General features: G+C 33.1%; 14 protein-coding genes. 5 read left to right on the plus strand and 9 right to left on the minus strand.

Annotation, left to right across the window (positions count from 1 at the left end; all coding sequences use genetic code 11):
* Positions 1 to 35: 35 nt before the first annotated feature.
* The 4 genes from BLW20_RS08250 to BLW20_RS08265 form a co-directional block, all read right to left on the minus strand.
* Positions 36 to 743, minus strand: a complete 708-nt coding sequence (locus BLW20_RS08250) for a hypothetical protein (RefSeq protein ID WP_091098890.1) — start codon at positions 741 to 743, stop codon at positions 36 to 38.
* Positions 740 to 1417: a hypothetical protein gene (locus tag BLW20_RS08255; RefSeq protein ID WP_091098893.1), complete on the minus strand. Its 678-nt coding sequence runs from the start codon at positions 1415 to 1417 to the stop codon at positions 740 to 742. Before BLW20_RS08255 ends, BLW20_RS08250 begins: the two co-directional genes overlap by 4 nt.
* A 175-nt stretch (positions 1418 to 1592) precedes the next feature.
* Positions 1593 to 2042, minus strand: coding sequence for a hypothetical protein (locus tag BLW20_RS08260; RefSeq protein ID WP_091098896.1), 450 nt, complete (start codon positions 2040 to 2042; stop codon positions 1593 to 1595).
* Positions 2042 to 2386: a PadR family transcriptional regulator gene (locus BLW20_RS08265; protein WP_091098898.1), complete on the minus strand. Its 345-nt coding sequence runs from the start codon at positions 2384 to 2386 to the stop codon at positions 2042 to 2044. The genes BLW20_RS08260 and BLW20_RS08265 overlap by 1 nt, the downstream gene beginning before the upstream one ends.
* Positions 2387 to 2650: 264 nt before the next feature.
* Between BLW20_RS08265 and BLW20_RS08270 the strand changes: the two genes are divergently transcribed.
* Together BLW20_RS08270 and BLW20_RS08275 are read left to right on the plus strand one after the other, a co-directional pair.
* The gene (locus BLW20_RS08270; protein WP_091098901.1) at positions 2651 to 3697 is read left to right on the plus strand and encodes a ferredoxin--NADP reductase; all 1047 of its coding nucleotides are present in this window, start codon (positions 2651 to 2653) and stop codon (positions 3695 to 3697) included.
* 62 nt (positions 3698 to 3759) lie between these two features.
* Positions 3760 to 4491, plus strand: a complete 732-nt coding sequence (locus BLW20_RS08275; RefSeq protein WP_091098905.1) for a hypothetical protein — start codon at positions 3760 to 3762, stop codon at positions 4489 to 4491.
* A 134-nt stretch (positions 4492 to 4625) separates the two neighbouring features.
* Here BLW20_RS08275 and purD read toward each other — a convergent pair whose 3' ends face one another.
* The 4 genes from purD to BLW20_RS08295 form a co-directional block, all read right to left on the minus strand.
* Positions 4626 to 5897: a phosphoribosylamine--glycine ligase gene (purD, locus tag BLW20_RS08280; protein ID WP_091098910.1), complete on the minus strand. Its 1272-nt coding sequence runs from the start codon at positions 5895 to 5897 to the stop codon at positions 4626 to 4628.
* A gap of 46 nt (positions 5898 to 5943) precedes the next feature.
* Entirely contained in the window at positions 5944 to 7287 is a 1344-nt protein-coding gene (locus BLW20_RS08285; RefSeq protein WP_091098913.1) for an exopolysaccharide biosynthesis polyprenyl glycosylphosphotransferase, read from the minus strand.
* Complete coding sequence (locus BLW20_RS08290; protein WP_091098917.1) at positions 7287 to 8270, minus strand: UDP-glucuronic acid decarboxylase family protein; 984 nt, start codon at positions 8268 to 8270, stop codon at positions 7287 to 7289. The genes BLW20_RS08285 and BLW20_RS08290 overlap by 1 nt, the downstream gene beginning before the upstream one ends.
* A gap of 303 nt (positions 8271 to 8573) precedes the next feature.
* A complete protein-coding gene (locus tag BLW20_RS08295) occupies positions 8574 to 10364 on the minus strand; it encodes an AraC family transcriptional regulator (protein ID WP_091098920.1) in 1791 nt (596 codons plus the stop codon).
* A gap of 276 nt (positions 10365 to 10640) precedes the next feature.
* Between BLW20_RS08295 and BLW20_RS08300 the strand changes: the two genes are divergently transcribed.
* From BLW20_RS08300 to BLW20_RS08310, 3 genes are all read left to right on the plus strand, one after another.
* Entirely contained in the window at positions 10641 to 11234 is a 594-nt protein-coding gene (locus BLW20_RS08300) for a hypothetical protein (RefSeq protein WP_091098923.1), read from the plus strand.
* Positions 11235 to 11441: 207 nt separating this feature from the next.
* Complete coding sequence (locus tag BLW20_RS08305) at positions 11442 to 12332, plus strand: hypothetical protein (RefSeq protein ID WP_091098925.1); 891 nt, start codon at positions 11442 to 11444, stop codon at positions 12330 to 12332.
* 1 nt (position 12333) lies between these two features.
* Positions 12334 to 12552, plus strand: coding sequence for a hypothetical protein (locus tag BLW20_RS08310; protein WP_091098927.1), 219 nt, complete (start codon positions 12334 to 12336; stop codon positions 12550 to 12552).
* Between the two features lie 129 nt (positions 12553 to 12681).
* Here the strand turns inward: BLW20_RS08310 and BLW20_RS08315 are convergent.
* The coding region (locus BLW20_RS08315) for an IS3 family transposase (protein WP_143037760.1) at positions 12682 to 12983 on the minus strand (302 nt) is incomplete at its 5' end.

Here is a 12983-nt window from a genome sequence, read left to right on the forward strand (position 1 = left end):
TTGAAATCTCAAGAGTTTTTGGATTAAAGTTTAACTTAAACGATCTGAAATCTTTCTTCCGTTTCTTTTATACTTTTATTCAAATTGGGTTTTATCACTTTATAAAAAACGAACAGAAATAGTAAGTGAAGTACCGTAAAGACAGCTAAAAAATGAATTCCTGCATTTGATATTCCTAAATTTTCTTGAAAAAGGCGATTTATAATTGAATAATATGCACCGCCCAATCCAATAGAAGGAATAGAAAAAGTAGCTTGTGCAACCGATTGTAACAACCAGCTTTTTCCTTGTTTTTTCTGTTCTGTTCTTATTTTTAAAATATATCGAAATCCATCAACCATAAAATAAATAAAGGAACTTAACAAGATTGTTAAAATAATCATTTCGCCTAAAGATTTGGTCTTTTGTAGAAAGAACACAATTCCTAAATATAAACCAACCGTTAGAATTACTTTTGGAATCGAAATAAACTTCAACACTTCATTCCAAAGCATTCTGTTGTAATACTTTTGCAATTCGCCTTGTTTTTGTTCAACCAAACCTGTAAATCCAAAAACGCCAAACTTTTTAAATTCGGTTTGTAACGCATCTTCAAAAGAAATAGTTGGGTTTTCTTTCCATTGATCTTCAATAGCATTTGCCAAATGATCTACCAGTTCTACCTGAACATCGTAAAATTCAACATAATGTTTTTGAGTAAAAACGAATAATTGGTTGATTTCTTGTTCGGAAATTTTTCTCATAACTTACTAAAGTTAAGTTCTGTTTGATTGATTTCGTATTTTAAAAGAGGAATTATTTTAGTGTACAAAATCAAAAGAAATAAGATTAATATTTGTGTAAATACACTAGATAATACTATTTTGAAAAGCGAAGGGTCTGAGTTGACCGATAAATTGGTTCTTAAGTAGAAAAGAGCAAAAATAGGTAAACCGTATAAATAATTTGCAACGCTATTTACAAGAAACTTTTTGTTTTTAGATGTTTTTACTCTTTGATAAATGTAAACTCCCAGTGTTAATGCAATAAATCCAAAACGTATTAATAAATCATAATTGTACAAAAAAGACTTTGGATTAGAATAAAATTGAAACAATACATAAAACATTACTACTGTAAGAATGACTTTTGGAACTGAGAAAAAGTTGATAAATTCTTTTTTTATGATTTTCCAATAATGATTTTTCAATGCCGCTTGTTTTTGTTCGACCAATCCGGTAAAACCAAAAATGCCAAATTTTTTAAATTCCGTTTGTAAAGCGTCTTCAAACGAAATGTTGGGATTTTGTTTCCATTGATCTTCAATAGCATTTGCCAAATGATCAACCAATTCTACCTGAACATCGTAATGTTCTACCAAATGTTTTTTAGTAAATTCGAACAATTGATCGATTTGTTGTGTTGTTAGTTGCTTCATTATTTATTTAATAGCATTTTAAATTTTCGATCGTTTTTAATTTTGTAATAAACAATCAAATAATACAACATTAAACTAACCGCTGTAAAACCTGATAATAGTAGCAGAGAAGGGAATTGTTCCATCTTTCTTACCCAATGAATTCCAAAATACAGATAGAACATAAGTATAAAACTTATGGTAAATAACGCACCATAAGTACCTGCAACTTTTTTTTTGAAACAAAAGTATACAACCCTAGAAAAACAAAACTTAAAATAGGAATTGCCATTGGTATTACATCCAAGTCTTCTAATAACAAATTGTGATTTGAGTACGGTAAATTATCGTAAATGAAATAAGACAAAATCCAAAGGAAAATAAATACAGGATTTAGAAAGATATCTTTCAATAATGAAACTCTTTGTGATATTACATTAGACCATTGGGTTAACTTTTGCGTTTTTAAATAATCTTTTTGTTCTTCAAAAACAGTATCTAAAGCTTGTTTAAAATCAAGATTTTCTTTTGTTTCTATTAAACATAAAATATGGTCTAAAATTTCGATGCGAATATCCATAAAAGTAAATCCAAAATCAATCAACTTTTGATCTACCTGTTGTATTTGTTCTGTAGTAAGTTTCATTAAAACGATGGTTTTAAATTAGGACTAACAATTGTTTGCATGTTGCGGATAAAATTCTCCAATTCTTCCATACGCGAAGCGGTTTCTTTCACGCCGTTTTCAGTCAATTTATAATACTTGCGGATACGACCATCTACCCGATCCATTTCCACATCTAAAAAACCTTCGGCTTCCATTTTGTGTAATGCCGGATACAGTGCACCTTCGGTAATATTCATTTCGCCTGCGGTAATTTCTTTTACTTTTTGCGTAATTTCATAACCATACATCTTTCCGTTTTGTTCCAAAAGTTTCATGATAATGGTGTTCAAACTGCCTTTGTATAATTGCTGTTGCTTTTTCATATGTAGATAATTATTTTTTTATTGGTCATACGCAATCGCTTATCTTCATTGGTGTTTGTTTGTTACAAACAATTTGTCAATGGCGATTTCATATACTTATGATTTTTAGGTATGGCAAATATACATATAATTCTTATACATACAACTATTAGGTATGTTTTTTTTAAAGTTTGGATTTTTGGTTAAGTTGTCAAAACTGAAAGCTGATAAAAATCATTATTAATGCCGTTTGATTTTTGTATTTTTGCATAAAAGAAATTAATAATGTCAAAATTCAATCCTTTAAAGGTTAAAGAAATAAAAAGAGAAACGCCTTTGGCAGTTTCGATTGTTTTTGATGTTCCTGCAGATTTAAAAGCAGATTATCAGTTTGAAGCAGGTCAGTATGTAAACATCAAATCCATTATAAACGGCGAAGAACTAAGAAGATCTTATTCTATCAGTTCCTCTCCAAAAAGCGATGAGTTACGCATTGTTGTTAAAGCGGTTGAAAACGGCGTGTTCTCTAATTACGCAACACAACAATTACAGGTAGGCGATATTTTAGAAGTTGCTGTACCTGAAGGTAAATTTGTTTTAGAAAATAAAGATGCCAAAGTTATAGCCGGTATTGCAGCCGGAAGCGGTATTACACCTATTATTTCACTGGCAAAAGATGTGCTGGAAAATGCTACCGATACCATATTTGTATTAATCTACGGAAACAAAAGCGTAGAAGACACCATTTATTACAATGAAATTGAAGCTTTAAAATCGCACTATTTAGGTCGGTTTTTTGTACATTATACCTTTACAAAAGAACATCCCGACGATTCATTATTTGGTCGAATTGAACGTTCTACCATAAATTTTGTGATGAAAAACAAACACAATGAAAAGCAGTTTGACGAGTATTTTCTGTGTGGCCCCGAGGATATGATTAAAAAGGTAACCGATGTTTTAAAGGAAAACGGTACTGCCGAAGAACAAATTCATTACGAACTGTTTACCACAAGCTCAACCAACGGCGAAATTCCTGTTTCGGGCGAAGGGATGGTTAAAGTAACTGTTCTGGTAGACGATGTGGAAACGACTTTTAATATGCCAAGAACCGAAAATATTTTAAATGCAGCGTTGAAACACGGTGTCGATGCTCCGTATTCGTGTCAGGGTGGAATTTGCAGCTCGTGCATGTGCAGAACCATTAAAGGATCGGCAGAAATGAAAACCAATCACATTTTAATGGACGATGAAGTAGAAGAAGGCTTATTGTTAGCGTGCCAGGCTTATGTTACATCAGATGAAATTTATGTAGATTTTGATGATGTTTAAATAAAAAAAGCAGGATTTTGAAATCCTGCTTTTTTATTATAATTTATTATCTTTATTAGAAAATGTCAAAAAAACTGATATTCTCTTTCTTAGGAGTTCTTCTTTTATTTGTAGTAGTAATTTTAATTTACCAGAACCTTCCTATAGAAATAGCAAGAAAACAAGATATAGCATTAGGTAACAATCTTATTAAAAATATTGAAAAATATAGATTAGATTATAACAGATTACCTGCCGAAGATGATTGGGAAACTCTTAAACAATTAGGTTTTCATACGCAAGAGCTTGGCACAAAGCCTAATTATACTATAGACTCGAAAGGTAATTATGAAATTACTTTTTTAGAAGGATTTGACGGTCCTTATTTGACTTGGAATTCTATTGATGAAAAATGGAAGATAGATTTTCCTACAATTTTTAATAGTTCCGTTGAAACTGAATCACCTATTTTTGAAGGAAACCAAATACTATTTATACGACCAAGCGAAGAAAAGTTTGAATTATTAAAAAATGATAATGGTGTTTATGAAGTTGATTCAGATTTTGGATTTGGTATTCAACGAACAATATACAGCCTAGATTTACAAGTCAAATACAAACATTTAAAGTACGAAGTTGTTAATGAAAGATTTATTGAAATTAACGACTGTAAAAACTGTCCGATAAAGATTGATACAGACACATTACTATATACAACAATGTTAACGGCACCTGGAAAAGAAATAAAAGTCATAAAAACAGTAAACTCTATAGGTTATTTATCTGCCATTGATGATTTTTTTGATATTCAATGATTTTTAAAGATATTTCCCCAAATAAAACCCCAACAGAGTTGGAACTCTGTTGGGGTTTTATAATTTATCTTAGATAAACTACCCTATTTTTTTAAGACCTCACAGGTTTTTAAAACCTGTGAGGTCTGTTTTACTTACAAATCAAAACCTAAATCCGTTCGGTAATATTTCCCGTCAAAATTGATTTTTTCTACGTTTTGGTACGATTGTTTTAAGGCTGCTTTAAAATCCGCACCATAAGATGTTACTGCAATTACACGTCCGCCGTTTGTTACAATGTTTCCGTCTTTTTCTGTTGTTCCTGCATGAAAAACAATCGAATTTTCTACTTGATCTAAACCGGTAATTACTTTTCCTTTTTCATAATCTTCAGGATATCCGCCCGAAACCATCATTACCGTAGTAGCTGTGCGTTCGTCAATTTCTAAAGTTGCATTTTCTAATGTTTCACTGGCAACTGCCTCAAACAACTCCACAATATCCGATTTTATACGAGGCATCACTACTTCGGTTTCCGGATCGCCCATACGCACGTTGTATTCAATCACAAACGGATCGTTTCCTACTTTGATCAATCCGATAAAAACAAAGCCTTTGTATTCAATTGCATCGTTTTTCAACCCGTTAATGGTAGGTTTTACAATGCGTTCTTCTACTTTCTGCATAAATTCAGCATCGGCAAACGGCACCGGAGAAACTGCCCCCATTCCACCGGTATTTAAACCGGTATCACCTTCGCCAATTCGTTTGTAATCTTTGGCTGTTGGCAATATTTTGTACGATTTTCCATCGGTTAAAACAAAGCACGACAGTTCAATTCCGTCTAAAAACTCTTCAATCACCACCTTTGATGAGGCATCTCCAAATTTGGCATCAACCAGCATATTTTTTAATTCGTTCTGTGCTTCGGCTAAATCGTTTAAAATCAACACGCCTTTTCCGGCAGCCAAACCATCAGCTTTTAAAACATACGGAGGATTTAAAGTTTTTAAAAACGCACAACCTGCTTCAACCGTATCTTTTGTAAAAGCCTGGTAACGAGCTGTGGGGATATTGTTTTTTACTAAAAATTGTTTGGCAAATTCTTTACTGCCTTCTAATTCGGCACCGTGTTTTGACGGACCAATAACAGGAATTTTATTTAATGCGGTATCGTTTTTAAAGAAATCATAAACACCTTTTACCAGCGGATCTTCGGGACCAACCACCACCATTTTTATCTGGTTGTCTAAAACAAATTGTTTTACCGCTTCAAAATTTGTTGGATTTACCGCCACGTTGGTTGCAATTTGAGCAATTCCGGCATTGCCCGGTGCTACAAATAATTGGCTGCATTTTGAACTTTGTGTGATTTTCCAAGCCAAAGCATGTTCTCTTCCGCCCGATCCTAATAGTAAAATATCCATGTTGTTATGTTGTAATTTTAGTTGCAAAAATAAGATTTTTAAATCATTAATAGGCTTTTTTCTCGCCTTTGATCGCGTTTTTAATGGTTAGATAGATAATTTTTACATCAAGCAGAAGCGACCAGCTTTCCATATAAAAAATATCGTATTTAATGCGGTTGATGATATCGGTATCGTTTTCAATTTCGCCCCGGTAGCCATGCGTTTGTGCCATTCCGGTAATTCCGGGTTTTATAAAATGGCGGGCTTTGAATTTGTTCACCTTCACAGCATATTTCTCGGTAAAGTTCAACATGTGCGGACGCGGCCCTACAACCGACATGTTTCCTATCAAAACATTGAAAAACTGCGGCATTTCATCGATACTTGTTCGTCGTAAAAAAGCACCGATTTTTGTAATGCGGGGATCGTTTTTCACGGCTTCGTCTATATCGGCCTTTTCATTGACAAACATCGACCGGAACTTATAACAGTTAAATTCCTCATAATCCAGTCCGTGTCTTTTTTGTTTAAAAAAAATAGGACCTTTTGATTCTATCCGTATTAAAAGTGCCACCAAAGGTATAAGCCAGGACATCACAAAAACAACAACAAACAGCGAGAAAAAAATATCAAACACGCGCTTTATAAAATAATTTACAGGATCGTTTAACGGAGTGGTTCTTGAAGGCATCACCGGAATTACTCCGTAATAATCGACCTTTAAATTGGCAGAAAGCAAATCTTTTTTTGAAGGTAAAAACTTTAAAAGTTTTAAGTTATTATCTACATAATTAATAAAAAAAGAAACTTGCTGAGTGGTTGTTTTTTCTAAACTTAAATAAATTTCATCAATATCTTTTTCTTTACAGTAAGAGATAATTTCGGCTGGCGGCGTATTGAGTAGCGAAAAGCTTTTACACAATAAATAACCGTAATCGGCATTGGTTGTAACAAATTTGAGAAAATTATCGGTTAAATCGTCGTGCCCAACTACCACAATTTTACGCAGGTTTCCCCTGTAATACTTCCTGAAAATCTTTAAGAGATAAAAAACCAGATATTTTACCGGGATAATGACCAATGCCGTAAACAAAAGATAGTTGGTAACTGACCAATACGCATGGGTTAAGGAAAACAATCCGTTTAATGCAAATAGATTTAAACTGAAAAGGAAGTATTGCTTTATGGCTTTTTGTGCAATCTGGATCAGCTTTGTGAAACGATACACCTGGTAAAATTTTGTAATGACCGATATTACAATCCAAGAAAAAGCCAGATACAGGTAAAAATACAACAGCTGAAACGATAACGGCAACAACCAAATACCCAACAATACCAAAACAAGCAAATCAAATGTTATGGTAATGGGTCTTAAATACTTGGAATATCTACCTATTTGCCGTTTCACTAATAAATATATTTAGAGAAATCTTTGTGTTCTTCTTTTTTTAATTCTTCTGCAGACAGCGTTTTAAAATACTCAAACGTTTTTTGCAAACCAATTTTACGATCAATTTTTGGTTCCCAGTTCAATATTTTTTTAGCTAACGAAACATCGGGTTTTCTCTGCAACGGATCGTTCTCCGGCAACGGCTTGTAACTAATCTTCTGACGGGTTCCTGTTAATTCAATGATTTCCTGAGCAAATTCATTTATCGTGATTTCGTACGGGTTGCCAATGTTTACAGGTAAATGATAATCGCTCATCAGCAATTTATAAATTCCATCGATCTGATCATCTACATAACAAAAAGAACGCGTTTGGTTTCCATCACCAAAAATCGTCAGATCTTCGCCCCGCAAAGCTTGCCCCATAAAAGCCGGAATCACACGCCCGTCGTTTAAACGCATTCTGGGACCATAAGTGTTAAAAATACGCACAATTCGTGTTTCTAATCCGTGGAAATTGTGGTACGCCATCGTGAGTGATTCCTGAAAACGCTTGGCTTCGTCATACACGCCACGGGGGCCAATGGCGTTTACATTGCCGTAATAATCTTCGGTTTGCGGATGCACCAGCGGATCGCCGTAAACTTCGGAAGTTGACGCAATTAAAATCCGGGCATTTTTAGCTTTTGCCAACCCCAGTAAATTATGCGTTCCCAACGAACCTACTTTTAAGGTTTGAATAGGAATTTTTAAATAATCAATAGGGCTTGCAGGCGATGCAAAATGCAGAATATAGTCTAAATTACCCGGTACGTGTACAAATTTTGTTACATCGTGATGATAAAACTCAAAAAATGCGTTTTTAAATAAATGTGCTATGTTTTTTAAATCGCCGGTAATCAGGTTGTCCATACCAATTACGTAAAAACCTTCATTGATAAACCTGTCGCACAAATGCGACCCTAAAAAACCTGCTGCACCTGTAATGAGTACCCGTTTCATTGTTAAACTATTTGGTGTAAAATTAACACTTTAAAACTAAAAAAAATGCATTATTCTTTATAAAATAGCCACTGATGCACAGATTGTGAGAGAAGAACAAACAAGCTCTTGATTTACTGCTTTGCTTTATAAACTAAAATGATTATCACGAAGTTTATACCAAACTAAATATAATTAAGATTTTCGTCAGTTAGCTTGTTGCGAACTCATAATTCAAAGACTTCTCGATACAGTTTTCTATCGAAAACTTACTCGAAGTGACGAGTATAAACATATCTTGGTGTAAAGTAACAGCCAATTAAACTAAAAATAAAAAGAATTGTCTTCTGCATCCAAAATTTCAATAAACGCAGTAGGGGTTTCACCTGTGATCACCTTAAACAAACTGGCAAATGTTTTGGGATGCAAATCGCCATAGGTTACCGCCAATTCTTTAACGGTTTTTTTTCGTAGTTCTTTATCTGCTTTTAAATCGGTAACTGCTTGTTGTATGCGTAAGCTGTTAATATACGCATTAAACCCCTTTTTGTGCTCATTTAAAAAAGGCGAAAGCGTACTGCGGGTAGTATGTAATTGTTTAGCTAAATCATCTAATGTTATCTGAGCTAAAAAACCTTTTTTCTGCTCAAAACTATTTAACCCTTCTAATAACCGTTGGTCTGTTGCCGATAAAACAGCTACCTTTTTCTCTTGTGGTTGCTGTTCGGGTATTTCCGTTAGGTTTTCATCAACACTTTCAGTCTCTACGGTTTCTGTTTTTTCAATTTTAACAGCGTCATTATCTGTTGTTTTGCTGTCTGTGCTTTCAGCCGTTTGGTTTTGTTCAATTATTTTAACATGTTTTTCTGCCTGGTATGGGCTCTTTTTATACTTTTTCCAAAATAAGTAAGCTGCCATTAGTAACAAAGCACCACCTAAAACACTGATCCAAAAATTGTATTTATTTAACAGTTTTTGCAAGTGTAGTTGGTTATTTTTAAGTTTTTTGTCGTCTAATTCTACGTGCAGCATATTGGTAATGTTTTTCTGTTCCTGTTCAAACTGCTGGTTCAGTTGCATAAGGCTTTCGGTAGCCTGAAATTGCAGTTGGGGTTGGTTGGTTTCATTGTAATACTCAATCAAATAATCGTATGTTTCGCGTAGCTCGTAATTCAAAAACTTTTTTTCGTTAAAAAGCGTGTCTATTTTAGTAAAATAAGTTACTGCTTCTTGTTTATTGTTTTGTTCCCACAATATTTTACCCAAATACAAATACACCACGTACTCATTGGTAAAATCGTTGTTTTGCTGTATGGCAGGCAATGCTTTTGTAAAATGGTTTTGTGCCGTAGCATAATCTTTCTGTAAAAACGCCAACCCGCCTTTTGCATATTCTAAATAAGCGGTTTCTAATTGTTTGTGTTTAGGTTTTAAAAGTGTAATAGCTTGTTCGCTTTCCTTTATAGTAGTGGTTAACTTATCAATATCTTGTAACTGCCAATAAGTTTTATTTAAACAATATAAAGTAACAATATAACTTCTTAAATGGTTATAGTCTTTTTTGTTTTGGTAATAGTTTTTTGCCTGTGTAAAATAGGCAATGGCTTTATCATAATATCTTGTATGATGGTAAATATTGCCGATATCTATGCGAACAGCGTTTAGGTTGTACAGGTTATCTATTTCTTCGTTAAAAGCTTCGGATTCTATGGCATAGTACAACGCATTTTTAAAATCGCGGTGCTTGTAATAAAACACCGTACTTCGGTTCAAGAACCGACCTTTTATACTGTCGTTGTCAATGTTTTGTACCAAAGGGTGCATTTGGTGCAGCAACACGGCGGCATCGGCAAACGGAATCATAAACGATTTTTTTTCTAAGGCTTTATACTGTTCTAAAAGATTATTTTCAATCCGTGCTTTTTGGTAATATACCTCTAAATAGGGTATTTTTTTTTGGTTAGAAACGGTATCGTTTTGTATTACTTCCCAAAGGTTTGTATAAGAATCTGCCGTTGTTTGCCCAAACGAGCAAAACGGCAACAGAAAAATTATCCAGAAAGGGAAGATATTATCCAACACTGGGAATAAATTGTCCAACTTTTTAACAAACATACCTAATTTTTTTCTAACCGCACAAAAATACAAAAAAATTACAAACAGCACTCTTATACCATACAATATACTGATTTTAAACACAATAACACTAATAAAAGACAATCTACGAACGGAAAAATAATCCAGAGGGGGAATAAATTGTCCAAAAAAGGGAACAAATTATCCATTTGTTTAAATCCGGATAATTTTTCCGCCCGTTGTTTTAAAATCATTCCATATTTGCAACAGAACAAAAAGCTACCCGGGCAGCGTTATTAAAAAACTCTGAAAACAATGAACCGATTTTTTTTATATGCTGTAGCAATTGCTGCTTTATGCAGCGCCTGCGAAACAGACAACGAAGTATTCGCAACACAAACAAACAACCCAACCAATACTTTGCATCAGGCAAAAGGTGTTGAAGTAAATGATTACCAAATATATCAAAGCATTTTAAACAGTTTTGTATATGACAAACAGCACACGTATCAGGAAAACCTGCTGCGGTTTGAACAGCACGTAAACCGGCAAATACTTAATTATGTACCACAAGAAACCTATAAATACGAAAAACTAAACAACGAACAACTGTTGGTATTAGAACAAGCAGATGTAGATTTTATAGAACAATTGGTTTATACCAGAGAAACCAAACAAGCCATTTACGTTATACTAAGCAATAGTTTTAACAGCGAAACCATAGGGTTAATTACCAACGAAAACGAACGCCATTTAATAGAAACGTTGTTTGCACTGCACAGTAACGGTAACGGCGATGATGATTTATTGAATGATAAAAGAAGTATTGCTTTTGCGTATGGGGCACAATACAGTTTTACCCAAGCGGTACTGTATGCCGGGGCAATAGAGCTGAAAAAGCATCAGTAGTTAGTAATCATATAACTGAAAACTGGTGACTGAAATCAAAATAACCAAAACAATTCATATTTACTTATTTGTTTCGGAGACCGGTAGTCGCGAATGCCGGTTTTAACAAACAAATTATAAAAAACCGATTACAGCGGGTTACCTGTAAAACCAATTCTTAACCGCAGTTTAAAAACAATAAAATAAAACTGCATAAATTATTTTAAAATGAAAAAAACTTTTATCTTATTAACTTCAGTTATCTTATTGATTTCGTGTAATAACGACAATATTGTTAACAATGGTAATACTTCAGAAAACAATATTTTAAGTACATTAAATAATTATAATAAAAAGTTTTTAAACAATAGCAATAATCAAAAAAAGGATCCTCCAAAAGTTGATAAAATGAAAGCATTAAAACTTGGTTTAGTTGACGCTGCTGCAGCTGTAGGGGTAGGTCCTGTTTGGAGAGTGCCTATAGTTGGACCTTATGCTGGGTTATGGTTATCATTTGGAGCCTCATGGGCAGCTGCTGGAGAATCTGCTGAAGCCCAAGATAAGAAAGTAATTACAAAATCAGTTAATTCTAATGAAATAGAATCTTTAATTAACTTATATTCAAACATTAGTAATCCTTTAAATGAAATAGGAGTAGCGCATAATAAAGCTTTAATTGAGCTAGCTTCCAATCATATCTCAATGATTAATGAAAATAATAGAATTATAGAAGAAGTAACTGATTATATGGTATCTACTCCTTTTATGAAGACAACATTCAACGAAAGATTAAATTTTGTTGCAGACAATCAAAATAAAGATTTTATTGTTAAAAATTTCAACAATTCTAGTAATATTAGAACATTCGATGATTTAAATAATCAAATTAACTCTAATCCGTTTTCTAGTCGAACACAAAAAGATTTTATATTATCAATAAGTTCATTTCTAGAAAATAATTCTGATGAAATTAATCAAATCGTAATAACTGAATACATTGATGGTTTAGAAGAAATGACAATAGATGATGACACACTAAATGAAGTAGAAAGAAATGAGCTCTTAAGTTTTCTATCTATTTTAAATCATAGCTATTGTCTTTGGTTAATAGCTAATTAAAATGAAAAAGAAAGCACTACGGGTTTATGCTATATCTGTTATACTAATTATTATTGCATTAAACAAAAAAAATTATACTATTGTATTAATAGCTGTTTTGGCGTTATTAATAATGTTGTTATATATAATATTCTACAAAAAAGTAAAAATGATAACAGCTTATAGAGAAAAAGATGCTTTAATAAATTTATTGCGTCAATTAAAAAAACATCATAGTTAAGGTGGTGTTAGTTTCTTTGTAGACTTTTATGATTATAATGCCGTTCAGTGGTAAATATAATATTGCATAAATTATGAAAAAATACAATAAATTACTTGGTGGATATGCAAATAAAAATTCCAGTTAAAGTTAAGCGACATTTTTGTAAAATTTATTTTGATTGTTAAACTCTTCTATTGTTTTGTAATTCAGTGCTCGGTGTCTTCTTTTTTTATTGTACCATACTTCTATATATTCAAAAACTTCTATTTCCATTTGTTGCTTTGTAACGAGCTTGTTCCCGTATATTAACTCGGTTTTCAGTGATTTAAAGAAGCTTTCCGCTACTGCGTTATCCCAACAATTTCCCTTTCGTGACATGCTTCGGGTTACGCCGTAAGACTCCAGTACATTGGTAAATTTCTTTGTGGCATATTGCACTCCTTGATCGG

Source organism: Paenimyroides marinum (assembly GCF_900108395.1).
Taxonomy (GTDB): Bacteria; Bacteroidota; Bacteroidia; order Flavobacteriales; family Flavobacteriaceae; genus Flavobacterium; species Flavobacterium marinum.